This is a genomic window from Pantoea sp. KPR_PJ (assembly GCF_041386365.1).
Lineage (GTDB): Bacteria > Pseudomonadota > Gammaproteobacteria > Enterobacterales > Enterobacteriaceae > Pantoea.
Window position 1 is genome coordinate 40,196 of record NZ_JABMIK010000003.1, and the last position, 18,842, is coordinate 59,037.

The following is an 18,842-nucleotide window of genomic DNA, read 5'->3' on the forward strand; positions in this document are numbered from 1 at the left end:
TAACGGTAACAATGAACAGGATGTGAACCTGAGTTATCCACAGAAGAGTGGGATAACCCGGGGTCAGACGCGCTACTGGTTTCATTTACAGCCTTGACATCAGGGCAAAAGCGGCTTTTTTGGCCACTCGTGACTAAGTTTACTGCGTTGTCTGTGGATAAAAACGACGTCGATTGATATTTAACCAGTTGCGCGGTGCATGGGATAATTCCAAAAAAATCAGGCGCAGATGTTCTGAATAAGAGTGGTTTAATACGCTGTTTTATCGCAATAAAATTTAATTTTTTGTGCGGTGAGGGCGCCGGGGGCATAAAAGTTTATTCAGCTAATTCCCGTGTTCTGCACAAAGCTATCCACAGAAAACGTGAATAAGATCGCCCCTTTGCGTGCATTATTGTTTATAACTTTAGGCGATCCTGTGAGTTATCCAGGTTTTCTCTGGTGTTCTCCCCGTCAATCCAGTGGTTTACCGCCTGTGAGGAGTGTGAAACAATCAGGCTATTCAAATTTAGCTTTGAGGTAGTCCAGTGATCGATGATGATGGCTACCGCCCGAATGTTGGTATCGTAATCTGTAACAGGCAAGGACAAGTGTTGTGGGCCAGGCGCTTTGGACAGCACTCCTGGCAGTTTCCTCAGGGAGGCATCAATCCCGGTGAAACCGCTGAACAGGCGATGTATCGCGAACTGTTCGAAGAAGTGGGTTTACACCGTAAAGATGTTCGAATACTTGCATCTACCCGTAACTGGTTGCGCTACAAATTGCCAAAACGTTTGGTGCGTTGGGATACAAAGCCGGTGTGTATCGGCCAGAAACAAAAGTGGTTTCTTCTGCAGTTGATGTGCAATGACGCGGATATCAATGTGCAACACAGCAGCACGCCGGAGTTTGATGGCTGGCGTTGGGTGAGCTTCTGGTATCCGGTGCGTCAGGTTGTCTCCTTTAAACGCGATGTGTATCGCCGCGTCATGAAGGAATTCGCTGGCGTGGTGATGTCGATGCAGGAGAGTGCAGGGCAGCCGCGCAGTGCGCCAGCCCATCGACGGAAAAGAGGATAGGCCACGCTCTTATGCTCACTCAGTTGCGCGAAATAGTAGAAAAGGTGGCGAGCGCGCCGCGTCTGACTGACGCGCTCGACATTCTGGTCAATGAGATCTGCCTGGCGATGGACACCGAAGTGTGCTCCGTTTACCTGGCGGATCATGAACACCATTGCTACTACCTGATGGCTACGCGGGGTCTGAAAAAACCGCGTGGCCGCACCGTTACGCTGGCGTTCGACGAAGGGATCGTCGGCCTGGTGGGGCGGCTCGCTGAACCTATCAACCTGGCTGACGCGCAAAGCCATCCCAGCTTCAAATATATTCCTGCCGTTAAAGAGGAGCGCTATCGCTCTTTCCTCGGCGTGCCGATCATTAGCCGACGACAGCTGCTGGGCGTGCTGGTGGTCCAGCAGCGCGAACACCGTCAGTTTGACGAAAGCGAAGAATCTTTCCTGGTGACTCTGGCGACGCAGATGGCTGCTCTGCTGTCGCAGTCGCAGCTCGGTCAGCTGTTTGGTCAGTTCCGCCAGACGCGGGTGCGCGCCATTGCGGCCGCGCCAGGCGTGGCCGTCGCGCCGGGCTGGGTGGATGAAACCCAGCCGCTGCTGGATCAGGTGTCAGCCGCCTCTACGCTGGACGTTCAGCGTGAACGTGAGCGTCTGGTGCTGGCGATGAGCGAAGCCGCCAGCGAATTTCGCCGCTTCAGTAAGCGCTTTGCCGCTGGCGTGCAGAAAGAGAGTGCGGCCATCTTCGACCTCTACTCCCACCTGTTAACGGATGCGCGGCTGAAAAAAGATCTTTTCGAAGAGATCGAACGCGGATCGGTCGCTGAATGGGCGGTCAAAAAGGTTATAGAGAAATTTGCCGCTCAGTTCGCCAGCCTCAGCGACAGCTATCTGCGCGAGCGGGCGGGCGATCTGCGCGTGCTGGGGCAGCGCCTGCTGTTCCATCTCGACGATTCGCTGGTGGGGACTAACGCCTGGCCGGAGCGCTTTGTGCTGGTGGCTGATGAGCTTACCGCTACCACGCTGGCTGAACTGCCGCATGAGCGGCTGGCGGGCATCGTGGTGCGTGACGGTGCGGCCAACTCGCACGCCGCCATTCTGACGCGCGCCATGGGCATTCCCACGGTTATGGGCGCGGATATCCTGCCTGCGCAGCTAAATAAGCGCCTGCTGATTGTTGACGGCTATCGCGGCGAGTTGCTGATCGATCCTGAGCCGGTGCTGGTGCAGGAGTATCAGCGCTTAATCAGCGAAGAGAATGCGCTGAGCAAGATGGCGGAGGGGGTGGTCGATCAGCCGGGCGAGCTACAAAGCGGTGAACGCATTCAGGTGATGCTCAATGCCGGTCTGAGCCCGGAGCATGAGCAGACGCTCGACAGCTGGGTCGATGGCATCGGCCTCTACCGCACAGAAATCCCCTTTATGCTGCAAAATGGCTTCCCCTCAGAGGAAGAGCAGGTTGCGCAGTATCAGGGGATGCTACAGCTGTTTCACAACAAGCCGGTTACGCTACGCACCCTGGATGTGGGAGCTGACAAGCAGCTGCCTTACATGCCGATCAGCGAAGAGAACCCCTGTCTGGGCTGGCGCGGTATTCGCCTGACGCTGGATCAGCCGGAAATTTTCCTTGTGCAGGTGCGCGCGATGCTGCGTGCCAATGCTGCCTCCGGTAATCTGAGCATTCTGTTGCCGATGATCAGCCACATTGATGAGATCGACGATGCGGTGCGGCTGATCCAGCGCGCCGGGCGTGAAGTCGAGGAGATGCTGGGCTACGCGATCCCTAAACCGCGCGTCGGCGTCATGATCGAAGTGCCGTCGATGCTGTTTATGATCCCGCAGCTACAGTCGCGCGTCGATTTTGTCTCGGTCGGCACTAACGACCTGACGCAATATTTGATGGCGGTAGATCGCAACAATACGCGCGTGGCGAATCTCTACGACGCCTTGCATCCCGCCATGCTGCGCGCGCTGCACACTATCGCTACCGAAGCCCGTCTGGCGAATCTGGAACTCTGTCTTTGTGGTGAAATGGCTGGCGATCCGATGTGCGTCGCGCTGCTGGTTGGGCTTGGCTATCACCATCTCAGCATGAACGGCAAGAACGTGCCGCGCGTGAAATATCTGCTGCGCCATCTGGATAAAGAGGAAACGCAGAAACTCAGCGAGCAGGGGCTAAATGCCCATACTGCGTCCGAAGTTCGCCATCTGGTGGCCGCTTTTATGGAGCGGCGCGGACTAGGCGGTCTGATCCGCGGCGGGCGTTGAGCGTTATCCTCGTTTACATTTACGCTTCTCAGTAAAAAACCAGGCTGTGCTATGATGCGCAGCCTTTGACATATCCGCCTGGCGCCCGCTTTTTTCAGGGCTGAAAATTGAATGGTGAATGATGAATAACGGCTATATCGCATTTCCGCAGTTCGATCCGGTGATCTTCTCCATCGGACCGGTTTCGCTGCACTGGTACGGACTGATGTACCTTGTAGGCTTTGTTTTTGCCATGTGGCTGGCGGTTCGCCGCGCCAACAAACCTGGCAGCGGCTGGAAAAAAGAGGAGGTTGAAAACCTGCTCTATGCAGGGTTCCTCGGCGTCTTCCTCGGCGGACGTATTGGCTATGTGCTGTTCTACAACCTGCCGCTGTTTCTCGATAACCCACTCTATCTGTTTAAAGTCTGGGATGGCGGCATGTCGTTCCACGGCGGGCTGATCGGCGTTATCGTTGTGATGCTGATTTTTGCACGCCGTACCAAACGCACCTTTTTTCAGGTTTCTGACTTTATCGCGCCGCTGATTCCGTTTGGGTTGGGTGCTGGCCGTCTCGGCAACTTTATTAACGGTGAGCTGTGGGGCCGCGTCGCGCCTGACTTTAAATTTGCCATGCTCTTTCCCGGTTCGCGCAGCGAAGATGTGGCGCTGGCGGTGAATAACCCGCGCTATCAGGAACTGCTAAACACTTATGGCGTGCTGCCGCGTCATCCGTCGCAGCTCTATGAGCTGATGCTGGAAGGCGTGGTGCTGTTTATTATTCTGAATCTGTTTATCCGCAAACCGCGCCCGATGGGCAGCGTCTCCGGTCTGTTCCTGATCGGCTACGGCGCGTTTCGCATTATCGTTGAATTTTTCCGCCAGCCGGATGCGCAGCTTGGCCTGTTTGAAGGCGGCGTCAGTATGGGGCAAATCCTCTCCATTCCGATGATTCTGGCGGGCATCATTATGATGGTCTGGGCGTATCGTCGCCCACAGCAACACACTCGAGAGGTAAAATGAAACAGTATCTGGACCTGATGCAACACGTGCTGAACGAAGGCACACCAAAATCTGACCGCACCGGCACCGGCACGCTGTCGATTTTTGGCCACCAGATGCGTTTCAACCTGCAAGACGGTTTTCCGCTGGTGACCACCAAAAAAGTGCACCTGCGCTCCATTATTCACGAGCTGCTGTGGTTCCTGAAAGGTGAGACCAATATCGGCTATCTGACAGAGAACAAGGTCACTATCTGGGACGAGTGGGCTGACGAGAAGGGTGACCTTGGTCCCGTATATGGCAAGCAGTGGCGCAGCTGGGGCAGCGCAAAAGGCGAAGAGATCGACCAGATTGCGAAGGTGATTGAGCAACTGAAGCGGGACCCCGATTCACGCCGCATTATCGTGTCGGCGTGGAACGTGGGCGAACTGGATGAGATGGCGCTGGCACCGTGCCACGCTTTCTTTCAGTTTTACGTCGCGGATGGCAAGCTCTCCTGCCAGCTCTACCAGCGCTCATGCGACATTTTCCTCGGTCTGCCATTCAATATCGCCAGCTATGCGCTGTTGGTGCATATGGTGGCGCAGCAGTGCGATTTACAGGTCGGCGATTTTGTCTGGACTGGCGGCGATACTCATCTCTACAGTAACCATCTGGAACAGGCGCGCCTGCAGCTGACGCGCGAGCCGCGTGCATTGCCGAAGCTGGTGATTAAGCGTAAACCCGACTCCATTTTCGACTACCGCTTCGACGATTTTGAGATTGAGGGCTACGATCCCCATCCTGCTATTAAGGCACCGGTCGCGGTATAACCTCGAACCGGCAATAAAAGCCCCGGCGCAGCTCCGCTCGCCGGGGCTTTTTTTGTGCCCCGCCTCGCACGATTTTGCGGTGTGCGGCAACGCGCAAGCCTTTACTGGAAACCTCTACGCACGCTTAAACAATGCCGCTGGCGGTACCGACCGCCAGGTTGCAGAGTAGCGGCATGAAAACAGAACGTCACTATGGCTTTACCTTACCGGAGCTGCTGTTTGTGCTGGTTATCGTCAGCATGCTTAGCCTGAGTGCCCTGCAGGGATGGCAGCGCTGGCAGCAGCGACAGCAGCTGTGGGAAACCGCCCGGCAGCTTCAGAGCTTTTTGCTGCGCCTGCGCGCTCAGGCTAACTGGCAAAATCAGGATCGCGTGCTCTGGCTGCTTCCAGGCGATCGCTGGTGTCTGGGCAGCGGCCCTAAACCCAGCGGGAGCTGTGAACGCGGCAAAACGCTGCAGTTCGTCTCGCCTTACCCTGACGTGAATGTTACCGGCCTGCGGGGGGAACCCGGCTTCTATGGCCGACACAATATGGCAAAGGCGGGTAGCCTGACCTTCAGCAACGCCAGCGGCAGGCTGAGCCTCATAATTTCTGCGCGTGCACGTATTCGACTTTGCCAGCCGGAGGAAGAGAGATGCGACTAGCGAGCGCCGGATTTAGCCTGCTGGAAGCGGTCATAGCGATGGCGCTGAGCGCCGTCGTGATGCTGAGCGCGGGCCGTTTTCTGCCGCTGCTTATCGGCGAAAACCTGCGCCAGCAACAGCGTGTTCAGCTGCGGGAAGAGCTACAACAGCTGATGCAGACGCTGGAGAAGGCGGTGCGCCGTGCGGGCTACTGCAACGGCAACTGTGGCACGACCATGCTCATCATCTCCGCTGATTGTCTGCTGCTGCGCTGGGACGACAACAGCAATGGCAAATGGGAACCTGTCTCGCACGGGTCAAGCGACTATTACGGCTTCCGCCTGCGGCAAAAACAGCTGGAAATCCAGCGCGGCGTCGACGCATGCGAGGGAGCAGGCTGGGAACGCCTGACCGATCCCGCCTTCCTGACTATCGAACAATTCAGCGTTGAGCGCACAGGCAGGCTGGTCAAGCTGCGGCTGGCAGGGCGCGCCGGACGGTGGCTGGAGACGCTGGAGAGCTGGGTGGAAGGAGAGAATTTGTGAGTCAGAGAGGCACTGGCGCACTGGGCATGGTGGTGATGCTCCTGGTGATGGGGAGCCTGACGCTGCATGCGAGCCGGGAGAGGCTGGCACAGAGCGTGGCGCTGGTGGCTGATGAGCGCCAGCATATTCAAGACTTCTGGGCGGCACAGTCGGCGCTACAGTGGGGCCTGAGGCAGCGCTGGCCAGCATCACAGGCGCAAGGTTGCCAGCAGGATCGACAACGGGGCTGGATAAGTTGTTTACAGGAGGTCAGTGATGAACGGGCACTGCTTAATGGCCGGGCGGCAGAGAGTGAGCTGGCGCTGTGGCGCTGGGTGGCGAAAGAGGGGAGTCAGCTTAAACCGTTGCCGCACGGCTGGATCGATTACTGCCCGCTCGCCACGGTCACCTTGTGCCGTCAGGCAGCGCGGCTTTACCCTGCCGGAGACGCTGCTGGCCCTGCTGCTGCTGGCCATGAGCGTTAGCGCACTGCTCCAGTATCATCGCGCCCTGACGCAGAGTGTCCACCAGCAGTGGCAGCAGCGCGTCGCGGTGCGCGTCGCCGCACAGCGTCTGTTGGGCCATGAGGTCGCGGGCTGGCAAACCTCGCTGGTGCCAGACATCTCACTCGCTGGCTGCACGCTGGAGCGCGCCGACGTCAGCGGCGCGTATCAGGCGCACGCTACGCTGATCCGTTTACGTTGCTGAGAGGCAAAAACCCTGGCGGGCTATGGGCAACCCTTGCGATACGCGGTAGAGTGACCAGTCTGCCGCTTTGCCGCGCCAGACAGTGTCACCACAGGAGTTTTCATGTTTCACGTTTATCACTCAAACCAGCTCGATGTTCTGAAGATTCTCGCGGCAGCGGTGATAGAACATGACCCACTCAGCGATCCCTTCGCGGCTGAAACCGTACTGGTGCAGAGCCCCGGCATGGCGCAGTGGTTACAGATGGAACTGGCGCAAACCTTTGGTATCGCCGCTAATATTGAATTTCCGCTACCCGCCTCCTTTATCTGGGATATGTTTGTGCGCGTCCTGCCAGACATCCCTGCGGAAAGCGCCTTCACCAAAGCCAGCATGAGCTGGAAACTGATGCATCGCCTGCCTGAACTGCTGACGCAGGACGCCTTTGCTTCTCTGCGCCACTACCTGCATGACGACAGCGACAAGCGCAAGCTGTTCCAGCTCTGCTCCCGCGTGGCCGATCTCTTTGACCAGTATCTGGTCTATCGCGCCGACTGGCTGAACCGCTGGGAGCAGGGCGGGCTGATCGAGGGATTAGGCGATGCCCAGCTGTGGCAGTCCGCCCTGTGGCGCGATCTGGTGGCCTACACCGAGGCGCTGGGCCAGCCAAAATGGCATCGCGCGAACCTCTATGCGCGCTTTATCCAGACGCTGGAGCAGGCGCAGCAAACGCCCGCCAGCCTGCCAAAGCGTGTCTTTATCTGTGGTATCTCCGCGTTGCCGCCGGTCTATCTGCAGGCGTTACAGGCGCTGGGCCGCCATATTGATATTCACCTGCTTTTTACCAATCCCTGCCGTGATTACTGGGGTGATATTCAGGATTACGCTTTTCTGGCGAAGCTACAGAGCCGCCAGCGCCGTCGCCATGACAGCGAAGAGGCGCGCGATCTTTTCAGCGATCCGCAGGAGGCTCCCGCACGATTTAACGCTGAAGGCGAGCAGCAGCTCAGCAACCCGCTGCTGGCCTCCTGGGGCAAGCTGGGGCGCGACAATTTATTCCTGCTCAGCCAGATGGAGGAGGCGGATGACGTCGATGCCTTTGTCGAGATCGAAGCAGATAATGTGCTGCATGCCATGCAGCACGATCTGCTGTACTTGCAGGACAATGCGGTGCTGGGGCTGAACGCTGAGGAGCTGGCCTACAGCGGCAACAAGCGCCTGCTTGATCCCGACGATCGATCCATTAGCGTGCAGATCTGCCACAGTCCGCAGCGTGAGGTGGAGGTGCTTCAGGATCATCTGCTGGCCATGATGGAGGCCGATCCCTCGCTTAAACCTCGCGATATTATCGTGATGGTAGCGGACATCGACAGCTACGCGCCCTTTATACAGGCGGTGTTTGCCAACGCACCCACCGACCGCTATCTGCCTTTTTCTATCTCTGACCGCCGTGCCAGTCAGGCGCATCCGGCAATCTTCGCTTTTTTAAGCCTGCTGGCGCTGCCGGACAGCCGCTTTGCCGCAGAGGATGTGCTGGCACTGCTGGAGGTACCGGCGCTGGCGAACCGTTTCTCCGTGGATGAGAGCGGACTGCGCCTGCTGCGCCGCTGGGTAGACGAGTCGGGCGTGCGCTGGGGACTGGACGACGACAGCGCCGAGGCGCTGGCGCTGCCGGTCACCGGACAGCACACCTGGCGTTTTGGCCTGGAGCGTATGCTGCTGGGCTATGCGATGGAGAGCCACCACGGTGACTGGCAGGGCATTTTGCCCTACGACGAATCGAGCGGGCTGGTGGGTGAACTGGCCGGGCATCTGGCAGAGCTGCTGACGCGCCTTAACCACTGGCGTGCACGGCTTGCCGAGGCACGTCCACTGGAGGGGTGGCTGCCGCTTTGTCGCGAAATGATCAATGACTTCTTCCACGGCGATGCTGAAGCGGAAGCCGCGTTGCTGCTGGTGGAAGAGCAGTGGAAGCTGCTGATTGAGTATGGCCAGGCCGCGCGCTATGAAGCCGCTATTCCAGTGACGCTGCTGCGCGACGACCTGCGCGCGCGTCTCGATCAGCAGCGCATCAGTCAGCGCTTTCTCGCCGGGCAAATCAACTTCTGTACGCTCATGCCGATGCGCTCGATCCCTTTCCGCGTGGTTTGTCTGCTTGGCATGAACGATGGCGTCTATCCGCGCACCTTGCCCGCGCCGGGCTTTGACCTGATGCAGCAGCAGACACGTAAAGGCGATCGCAGCCGACGCGACGACGACCGCTATCTGTTTCTTGAGGCGCTGCTCTCGGCCCAGGACCGTCTTTATATCAGCTACATTGGCCGCGCCATTCAGGATAATACGGAACGCTATCCCTCCGTGCTGGTCACAGAGCTGCTGGATTACATCGGACAGAGTTTCTGCCTGCCCGGCGACGAGGAACAGGAGCTGGATACCAGCGCGCAGCGCGTGCAGCAGCATATTCAGCATCTGCACAGCCGTATGCCGTTTGCCGCTGAGAATTTTCAGCCACAGGCACGCTGCCACAGCTTTGCACGCGAATGGCTGCCCGCTGCTCAGGGTAAAGGTGAGGCGCAGCCCGAGTTTGTGCAGCCGCTGCCGCTGTCAGCACTGGAATCTGTCTCCTGCGAGCAGTTCCTGCGTTTCTGGCGACATCCGGTGCGCGCCTGGTTTCATCAGCGGCTCGGCGTAACCTTCTGGCTGGAGGAGACGGAGCTGGCTGATAACGAGCCTTTTGCGCTCGACAGCCTGGAGCGCTATCAGATCAATGCCGAGCTGCTGAATGCGCTGGTGGAAGGTGAAGATACGCAGCGGCTTTTTGCGCTGCACCGGGCGGCAGGTAACCTGCCTTACGGCGCATTTGGCGAGCTCTTCTGGCAGGCGCAGCAGGAAGAGATGCAGGAGGTTGCGGCGGCGGTGGTCGAGCAGCGCAGCGAGGGGGAAAGCTGGGAGGTTAATCTGTCGCTCGACGGCGTGTTACTGACCGGCTGGCTGACCCAGGTTCAGCGCGATGGACTGCTGCGCTGGCGTCCTGGCGTCCTCAATATCAACGACGGCCTGCTGCTCTGGCTGGAGCATTTGATCTACTGTGCGCTGGGCGGCAGTGGCGAAAGCCGCATGGTGGGGAGAGAAAACAGCCGCTGGCGTTTTCCGGTCGTTGCCCAGCAGGAGGCTGAGGCACGCCTGACGGACTATATGCAGGGGTATAAACAGGGCATGTCGCGTCCGCTGATGCTGCTGAACAAGAGTGGGGGGGCCTGGCTGACAGCCAGCTATGACAAAAAAACGCAGCAGCTGCTGCTCGATGACGCCAGTCAGGTGAAAGCGCGCAACCGTCTGCTACAGGCCTGGACCGGCGGCTATCAGCAGGAAGGCGAGGGTGGCGATCCCTATCTGCAGCGGCTGTGCCGCGTGCTAAATGAAGCGCAAATTACAGAAATCACCGAGGCTGCGCAACGCTGGTATCTGCCGGTATTGCAGGCCCACCAGGATGATGAATAGCAGGCCGTTCGACAGGATTTGACGCGTCGACGCCATATAACACCGTTATGTCAGTTTGCATTATTTCCGGCTGCGTCTGCCTGGCAGCGCAGTGACAGGGGTAACAGAAGGGGTTTACATGCGTAGATACGCTCGCTGCATAGCGGCGCTGATGTTGAGCCTGACGGCCTGCGCCGCGCTGGCAGAGGCGACCACAGGCTGGAAGCCGGTCAACGAGACCATTCGCAAGAGCGAAAAAGATCCGCGCCAGTATCAGGCTATCAGGTTAAATAACGGCCTGACTGTACTGCTGGTCTCCGATGCGCAGGCTCCCAAGTCGCTGGCGGCCCTGACGCTGCCAATCGGCTCGCTGGACGATCCTGACAGCCAGCCGGGACTGGCACACTTTCTTGAGCATATGGTGTTGATGGGATCGAAGCGCTATCCGCAGCCAGACAACCTTGCCGAGTTTCTGAAAAAGCATGGCGGCAGCCACAACGCCAGCACAGCCTCCTACCGCACCGCCTTCTACCTTGAGGTGGAAAACGACGCGCTGGAACCCGCTGTCGATCGTATGGCGGATGCGCTGGCCGCGCCGCTGCTCGATCCGGTCAACGCCGATCGTGAACGTAATGCCGTCAATGCCGAGCTCACGATGGCGCGCTCGCGCGACGGGCTGCGTATGGCACAGGTGGGGGCTGAGACGCTGAATCCGGCGCACCCTGGCGCACGTTTTTCTGGCGGCAACCTCGACACGCTGAAAGATAAACCTGGCAGCAAACTGCTGGATGCGCTGGCGACGTTCTATCAGACCCACTACTCTGCCAACCTGATGAAAGCGGTGATCTACAGCAATAAACCGCTGCCGGAAATGGCACAAATCGCGGCCAAAACCTTTGGTCATATTGCCCGTCATGATGCAGCAGTGCCGGCCATCGACACGCCGGTGGTGACTGATGCCCAGCGCGGCATCATTATTCACTATGTTCCAGCACAGCCGCGCAAGCAGTTGAAGATCGAGTTTCGTATCGCCAATAACAGCGATCGCTTTCGCAGCAAAACCGATACGCTGATCAGCTATCTGATTGGCAACCGCAGTAAAAACACGCTGGCTGACTGGCTACAAAAGCAGGGGCTGGCTGACGGGGTAAATGCCGGAGCGGATCCCATGAGCGAGCGCAGCAGTGGCGTCTTTGCTATTACGGCCTCGCTGACGGATAAAGGCCTGGCGCAGCGCGACGAGGTGGTCGCGGCGATTTTTAGCTATATCGCTATGCTGCGTGAACAGGGCATCGACAAACGCTATTTCGATGAGGTTTCTCACGTACTGGCGCTCGATTTCCGCTACCCTTCGCTAACGCGCGACATGGACTACATTGAATGGCTGGCGGATACCATGCTGCGCGTACCGGTCGAGCATACGCTGGATGCGCCCTATCTGGCCGACGACTATGACGCGGCAGCGATCAAGGCGCGCCTTGATGAGATGACGCCGCAACGTGCGCGCATCTGGTATATCAGCCCGCAAGAGCCGCATAATAAAGAAGCCTATTTTGTTAACGCGCCCTATCAGGTCGATCGCATTCCTGACGCCACTTTTGCCGACTGGCAGCAGCGTGCGAGTCAGATCCGGCTGTCGATGCCCGCGCTAAACCCCTATATTCCCGACGATTTCACCCTGATCCCCGGCGACGGTAAAACCTACACCCATCCGGTGGCGCTGCCCGTCGACAAAGACACCATGCCCGCATACTGGATGCCCAGCCGCTACTACGCCAGTGAGCCAAAAGCGTCGATTGTGCTGGCGCTACGCAATCAGCATGCTATCAGCGATGCCCGCCAGCAGGTGCTGTTTGGCCTGAATGACTACCTCTCCAGCCTGGCGCTGGATGAGCTGAACTCGCAGGCGTCGGTCGGGGGCATCAGCTTTTCTACCAGTGAAAATGATGGGCTGGTATTCAGCGCCAGCGGTTTTACCCAGCGACTGCCGACGCTGCTGAAAAAGCTGGTGGAAGGCTATGCTACGTTTCAGCCAACTGCGCCGCAGCTGGAGCAGGCGAAGTCCTGGTATCGCGATCAGCTGGATGCAGCAGACAAAGGTAAGGCATTTGAGCTGGCTATCCAGCCGATGCAGATGTTGTCACAGCTGCCCTATACGCAGCGTGAGACGCGTCGCGCGCTGGTGAAAGCGATCACGCTCGACGAGGTGGTGGCGTATCGCAACAATCTGATCCATGATGCGACGCCTGAACTGCTGGTCGTGGGCAACCTCAGCGCCGACAGCGTGACCCAGCTTGGACGCGAGCTGAAGCAGCAGATGCAAACCCAGGGCACCCGTCTCTGGCGCAACAACTACGTCTCTTTTGCTGAGCCGCTGAAGGCCAATCTGCAGAAAGCGGGGAGCAGCACCGATTCGGCGCTGGCAGCGCTCTACGTGCCCCTGGGCTATGACGAATATCAGAGCATGGCGAACAGCTCAATGTTGAGTCAGATTGTGCAGCCCTGGTTCTATAACCAGTTGCGTACCGAAGAGCAGCTTGGCTATGCGGTGTTTGCGTTCCAGATGGCGATTGGCCGTCAGTGGGGGATCGGTTTTTTGCTGCAGAGCAACAGCAAGCAGCCCGCTTATCTGCTGCAGCGCTATCAGGCTTTCTATCCCCAGGCGGAAAAACGACTGCGCACTATGTCGCCGAATGATTTCGCCCAGTACCAGCAGGCGATGATCAATCAGCTTAAACAGCGGCCACAAACCCTTGATGAAGAAGCGGCACGCTTTGGCCGCGATTTTGACCGCCAGAATTATGCCTTTGATACACGGCAAAGAGTCATTGCACAAATCCAGCAGCTGACGCCTGACGCGCTGGCAGATTTCTTCCATCGCGCCGTGATGCAAGAAGAGGGCATGGCAATGACCTCGCAAATTGCCGGCAACAGCGCGGGCAAAATGGCCTTTGCGCAGCTGCCGGGCTGGAAAACCTGGAGTGAGGTGGCGAAGCTGCAACAGTCGCTACCGGTTAAGAGTGAGACACAATGAGTTACCCTGAGTCGCTGAATCCTCTGACGCTACCGCTGCGCGGCGAGCGTCTGATTGAGGCTTCAGCGGGAACCGGCAAAACCTTCACTATTGGCGTGCTCTACCTGCGCCTGCTGCTGGGGCTGGGCGAGGAGAACGCCTATAGCCGGCCGCTGTCGGTTGAAGAAATTTTGGTCGTGACCTTTACCGAAGCCGCCACCGCAGAGCTACGCGGCCGTATTCGAGAAAATATTCATGAGCTGCGGCTCGCCTGTGTGCGTGGTGCCAGCAGCAGTCCCGTGCTGGCGCAGCTGCTGGAGCAGATTGCCGACCTCCCGCAGGCCGCTTCACTGCTGCTGGCGGCCGAGCGACAGATGGATGAGGCGGCGATATTTACCATTCACGGCTTCTGCCAGCGCATGCTCAACCTGAATGCCTTTGAGTCAGGCATGCTGTTTGAGCAGGAGCTGATTGAAGATGAAGCCGCGCTGTTTAAACAGGCGACGGCAGATTTCTGGCGACGCCACTGTTATCCCCTGACGCTGGACGTGGCGCGCGCCATTATTGCTGAATGGACTGGCCCGGAAAGTCTGTTAACCACCCTGCGGCCCTGGCTACAGGGCGAATCGCCGCGGCTGAAACGCCCCCCTGCCGATGATGAAACGCTGGCGACACGCCACGCCACTAACCTGGCGCGCGTTACGGCCATCAAGCAACAGTGGCAGGCAGTGAGCGATGAAGTTGAAGGCATCGTCAGCCAGTCTGGCGTCGATAAGCGCAGCTACAGCAGTAAATATCTGCCGCTCTGGGTAGCGAAGATCACTCAGTGGGCCAACAGTGAAACGGTAGATTATCTCTTCCCGAAAGAGCTGGAGCGTTTCGCCCAGCGCGTTCTGGTGGAGAAAACCAAAAAGGGTGAACCGCCGCACCATCCGCTGTTTGAGGCGATCGACGCTTTTCTTGCCGAGCCGCTCTCGCTGCGTGATTTGGTCATTGCCCGTGCGCTGGTGGAAGTGCGCGACGCGGTGCGAAAAGAGAAGCGCCTGCGTGCCTTACTCGGCTTTGACGATCTGCTCAGCCGTCTGGACGAGGCACTGCAGCAGCCGGGCGGTGCGCTGCTGGCCGACACGATCCGCAGCCGCTTTCCGGTTGCGCTGATCGATGAGTTTCAGGATACCGATCCACAGCAGTACCGCATTTTCCGCACGCTTTACCTTAATCAGCCAGAGCTGGCGCTGCTGCTTATCGGTGACCCCAAACAGGCCATTTACGCGTTTCGCGGCGCGGATATCTTTACCTACCTGCGCGCGCGCAGTGAGGTGAGCGCCCACTATACGCTCGACACCAACTGGCGGTCGTCGCCAGGCATGGTACAGAGCGTGAATCGTCTGTTTGCCCGGATGGCGTCGCCTTTTCTTTTCTCTGCGATCCCGTTTTTGCCGGTCAATCCCGCCGGGCCCAATCAGCAATTGCGGCTGCTGAAAGATAATCAGCCGCAGGCGGCGCTGCGCTTCTGGGTGCAGCCCGGCGACGGGGCAGGCGTCAGCGATTATCAGCAGTTTATGGCGCAGCAGTGCGCCGCCGACATCAGCCGATGGCTGGTTGCCGGACAGCAGGGGCGCGCGCTACTGGGCAAAGGCGATAATCTGCGTCCGGTACAGGCGTCCGATATTACCGTACTGGTGCGCAGCCGTAACGAAGCCGGACTGATCAGGGATGCGCTAAATGGTCTGTCGATTCCATCGGTCTATCTCTCTAACCGCGACAGCGTCTATACCACGCCAGAAGCGCGCGAACTGCTGTGGCTGCTCCAGGCGGTACAGGCACCTGAGCAGGAGCGCCTGCTGCGTAGCGCGCTGGCGACCTCTGTTTTTGCGATCGATGCCGCCTCGCTGGACAGGCTTAGTCAGAACGAACGGGAGTGGGATGCGCTGGTCGAGCGCTTCGCTGGCTGGCAGCAGCTGTGGCATCAACGTGGTGTCCTGCCGATGTTGCGCGACGTCATGAATCAGCGGCAGCTGGCAGAAAATATGCTGGCGTCAGAAAACGGCGAGCGCAGGCTAACTGATTTGCTGCATCTGGGTGAACTGCTGCAGGAAGCCTCAACGCAGCTCGACAGCCCCCATGCGCTGGTGCGTTATCTTGCCCAGCAGATTGCCCGGCCCAACAGCCAGTCGGCGGATCAACAGCTGCGCCTGGAAAGCGATCGTCACCTGGTGCAGATCGTCACGATTCACAAATCCAAAGGATTACAGTATCCGCTGGTCTGGCTGCCTTTCGCGGCAGGTTTTCGTGAGGCCGCCAGCGCCCTGTATCACGATCGCGAAAGCTTTGCGACGCTGCTTGACGTGCAGGGCGATGAGCAGAGTATGGCGCTGGCGGAACAGGAGCGGCTGGCCGAAGATCTGCGTCTGCTCTATGTCGCCTTAACGCGTTCAGTATTTCACTGTAGCGTGGGTATCGCGCCGCTGTTTAAAGGCGCGCGCAAAAAGGAGGGCGACAGCGATCTGCATAAGAGTGCGCTGGGTTATCTGGTGCAGCAGGGCGAAAGCGGTGACGCAGCACGACTACGAGCCTGCCTGTCGACGCTGGCGGAGGGTGACACCGAGGTGGTGGACGACGCGCTGCTCCCCGGCGAAAACTGGCGAGAAAAGGCGCCGCCCGACGATGCGCTCAGCAGCCGCCAGGTGACACGCGACCTGCGCGATGCCTGGCGCGTTACCAGCTACTCCGGATTGCAGCAGCACAGCAGTTCGCCGCTGCTGGAGGCGATGCCCACCTTCGATATTGATGCGGCAGGGGAAGAGGGCGGTGAGGCAGAGAACCTGCTGACGCCGCATCACTTTCCGCGCGGTGCGGCGCCGGGCACTTTTCTGCACGGCCTGTTTGAGTCTATCGATTTTACCCGGCCACCAGACAGCGCACTGCTGGAGACGCAGCTGGAACAGAACGGTTATCCGCTGCACTGGTTACCGGTGCTGGAAGCCTGGATCGACCGCGTACTGCATACGCCGCTGAGCCCGGAGGGTCTGACGCTGGGCGCATTGCAAAACCGTGACCGGCTGGTGGAGATGGCATTTTATCTGCCGCTGGAGCGCCCGCTTAACGCCTCGCAGCTGGATGCGCTGATGCGCGAGCACGACAAACTCTCTGCGAGAGCGCCGCGCCTTGAGTTCCATCAGGTTCAGGGCATGCTGAAAGGCTTTATCGATCTGGTGTTTCGCTGGAACGGTCAATATTATCTGCTGGATTATAAATCAAACTGGTTAGGCGACAGCGAGACGGCCTATACGCCCGAGGCGATGGCGCAGGCGATGGTCGACCACCGCTACGATCTGCAATATCAGCTCTATACGCTGGCGCTGCATCGCTATTTGCAGCATCGCCTGCCCGGTTATGATTACCAGCGCCATTTTGGTGGCGTGTTTTATCTGTTTCTACGCGGGGTCGATGGCCGTTCGCCACAAAACGGGATTTTCACTGCGCGTCCTTCAGCGGCGTTTGTTGCCGGGCTGGATGCGCTGTTTCGACGCCAGGAAGAGGAGGAAGTATGACGGCGATCCTGTCACTGCTTGAGCAGGCGGTGGAAAAACGTCTGCTGCGGCCGCTCGATCTACAATTTGCGCGGCTGCTGGCTGATGCCTCGCAGCCAGCCCGGCTGCTGGCGGCGGCCTGCGTCAGTGCTGAGGCGGGCGACGGGCACGTCTGCCTGCCGCTGGCGCATCTGCGTGCGGAGACGCTGTTTGCCGGACGCCATCCTGAACTGGCGCAGGCGCTGTGGCGCGCCGCCGGCGCACCGTCGTGCTGGAAAACGGCTTTGTCTGGCTGGTCGGCGCTGAGTGATGGCGCAATTGCCACGCCGCTGGTGCTCAATCATGAGCGGCTCTATCTGCACCGTCTGTGGCAAAGCGAAGGGCAGGTGGCTCGCTTTTTTACCGCTCAGGCCGATCTCACTGATATGGACGTGAGCGCCGCACAGCGCGTGCTGAGCACGCTGTTTGGCGATCGCCCCGATGACTGGCAAAAAATTGCGGCTGCCGTGGCGCTGACGCGTAAAACCGCAGTGATCTCCGGCGGGCCAGGCACCGGCAAAACCACAACCGTGGCCAGGCTGCTGGCGGCGATGATCCGCCTGAGTCATAACAACCTGCGTATTCAGCTGGCGGCACCAACCGGTAAGGCGGCGGCGCGTCTTACTGAATCGCTCGGTCAGGCGCTACAGGCCCTGTCGGTCAGCGAAGAGGAGCGGGCGCGCTTCCCCAGCGAGGCTACTACGCTACACCGCCTGTTGGGTGCGCAGCCCGATACACAGCGTCTGCGTTATCACGCCGCTAACCGGCTGCATCTTGACGTGCTGGTTGTGGATGAGGCGTCGATGGTCGATCTGTCGATGATGGCGAAGCTGATTTCGGCGCTGCCCGATCATGCGCGCGTGATCTTTCTGGGCGATCGCGATCAGCTGGCGTCGGTAGAAGCCGGTGCGGTACTGGGGGATATCTGCCGCTGCGCCGAAACTGGCTACAGCCTGGCGCGCGCGCAGCAGTTGGTGGCGCTGACCCAGTGCACGCTCGACGGTACCGATGACGCACGGGCACCGGAGGTACGCGACAGCATTTGCCTGCTGCGCACCAGCTATCGTTTTGATGCGAAGTCGGGCATTGGTCAGCTGGCGCGAGCGGTCAATCTCGGCGATGCCAGTGAGGTGGAATCGGTCATCAACGCAGCCTTTGAGGATATTGATTTTCAGGCGTTGCAGAGTGGGGAAGCCTATCAGAGCATGCTCGATGCGGTAGCGGAAGGGTATCAGCCCTTCCTGAAACTGGTACAGTCGCGCGCGCCGGTAGAGGAGGTCCTGCTGGCGTTCAGCCGTTATCAGCTGCTGTGCGCGCTGCGTGACGGTCCCTTTGGCGTACAGGGGCTGAATCAGCGTATTGAGCAGCGTCTGGTGCAGCTACAGCGCATCCGCCGTCCTGTCGCAGGCAGCCGCTGGTATGCGGGAAGGCCGGTGATGGTGACGCGTAACGACAGCGCGCTGGGCCTGTTTAACGGCGACATCGGCATTACGCTGCGCGATGCAGAGAACCAGCTTAAGGTCTTTTTCCCGCTGCCGGACGGCTCCGTAAAAGCGGTACAGCCGAGCCGACTGCCGCCGCATGATACCGCCTGGGCGATGACGGTGCACAAGTCGCAGGGATCGGAGTTTGAACATACCGCGCTGGTGATGCCGGCTCAGTTTTCGCCGGTGCTGACGCGTGAGCTGGTCTATACCGCGATTACCCGCGCGCGCCGTCGGCTGACGCTCTACAGCGAACCGGCGGTGTTCCAGCGCGCGGTTCAGCTGCAAACCCAGCGCCGTAGCGGGCTGGTGGAAAGGCTGAGTCTGGCGTAAAGCGCCCGCCAGACGGCGG

Annotated in this window: 12 protein-coding genes; all 12 read left to right on the forward strand. The window is 59.1% G+C overall.

Going from position 1 to position 18,842, the window contains the following annotated elements; translation table 11 throughout:
* Positions 1-527: 527 nt before the first annotated feature.
* The 12 genes from rppH to recD all read left to right on the forward strand — a co-directional run bounded on the left by rppH (position 528) and on the right by recD (position 18,823).
* Complete coding sequence (rppH, locus tag HP564_RS08645) at positions 528-1,058, forward strand: RNA pyrophosphohydrolase (RefSeq protein WP_371242106.1); 531 nt, start codon at positions 528-530, stop codon at positions 1,056-1,058.
* 11 nt (positions 1,059-1,069) lie between these two features.
* Positions 1,070-3,316: a phosphoenolpyruvate--protein phosphotransferase gene (gene ptsP / locus HP564_RS08650; protein ID WP_371242107.1), complete on the forward strand. Its 2,247-nt coding sequence runs from the start codon at positions 1,070-1,072 to the stop codon at positions 3,314-3,316.
* A gap of 121 nt (positions 3,317-3,437) precedes the next feature.
* Positions 3,438-4,316 (forward strand): prolipoprotein diacylglyceryl transferase, encoded by an 879-nt coding sequence (lgt, locus tag HP564_RS08655; RefSeq protein WP_371242730.1) that lies wholly within the window; start codon positions 3,438-3,440, stop codon positions 4,314-4,316.
* Positions 4,313-5,107 carry a thymidylate synthase gene (thyA, locus tag HP564_RS08660; RefSeq protein ID WP_371242109.1) on the forward strand — a complete coding sequence of 265 codons (795 nt, stop codon included), beginning with the start codon at positions 4,313-4,315 and terminating at the stop codon, positions 5,105-5,107. Before lgt ends, thyA begins: the two co-directional genes overlap by 4 nt.
* Before the next feature lie 173 nt (positions 5,108-5,280).
* A complete protein-coding gene (locus HP564_RS08665) occupies positions 5,281-5,751 on the forward strand; it encodes a prepilin peptidase-dependent protein (RefSeq protein WP_371242111.1) in 471 nt (156 codons plus the stop codon).
* The gene (locus tag HP564_RS08670; protein WP_371242113.1) at positions 5,742-6,275 is read left to right on the forward strand and encodes a prepilin peptidase-dependent protein; all 534 of its coding nucleotides are present in this window, start codon (positions 5,742-5,744) and stop codon (positions 6,273-6,275) included. Before HP564_RS08665 ends, HP564_RS08670 begins: the two co-directional genes overlap by 10 nt.
* Positions 6,272-6,739, forward strand: coding sequence for a DUF2509 family protein (locus HP564_RS08675; RefSeq protein WP_371242115.1), 468 nt, complete (start codon positions 6,272-6,274; stop codon positions 6,737-6,739). The genes HP564_RS08670 and HP564_RS08675 overlap by 4 nt, the downstream gene beginning before the upstream one ends.
* On the forward strand, positions 6,708-6,962 hold the full coding sequence (locus HP564_RS08680) for a prepilin-type N-terminal cleavage/methylation domain-containing protein (RefSeq protein ID WP_371242731.1): 255 nt from the start codon (positions 6,708-6,710) through the stop codon (positions 6,960-6,962). Before HP564_RS08675 ends, HP564_RS08680 begins: the two co-directional genes overlap by 32 nt.
* Positions 6,963-7,064: 102 nt before the next feature.
* Positions 7,065-10,442 carry an exodeoxyribonuclease V subunit gamma gene (gene recC / locus HP564_RS08685; protein ID WP_371242117.1) on the forward strand — a complete coding sequence of 1,126 codons (3,378 nt, stop codon included), beginning with the start codon at positions 7,065-7,067 and terminating at the stop codon, positions 10,440-10,442.
* A gap of 118 nt (positions 10,443-10,560) precedes the next feature.
* Positions 10,561-13,455, forward strand: a complete 2,895-nt coding sequence (gene ptrA, locus HP564_RS08690) for a pitrilysin (RefSeq protein WP_371242119.1) — start codon at positions 10,561-10,563, stop codon at positions 13,453-13,455.
* A complete protein-coding gene (gene recB, locus HP564_RS08695; protein ID WP_371242121.1) occupies positions 13,452-16,988 on the forward strand; it encodes an exodeoxyribonuclease V subunit beta in 3,537 nt (1,178 codons plus the stop codon). Before ptrA ends, recB begins: the two co-directional genes overlap by 4 nt.
* Complete coding sequence (recD, locus tag HP564_RS08700) at positions 16,985-18,823, forward strand: exodeoxyribonuclease V subunit alpha (protein WP_371242123.1); 1,839 nt, start codon at positions 16,985-16,987, stop codon at positions 18,821-18,823. The genes recB and recD overlap by 4 nt, the downstream gene beginning before the upstream one ends.
* The last annotated feature ends 19 nt before the right edge of the window (positions 18,824-18,842 follow it).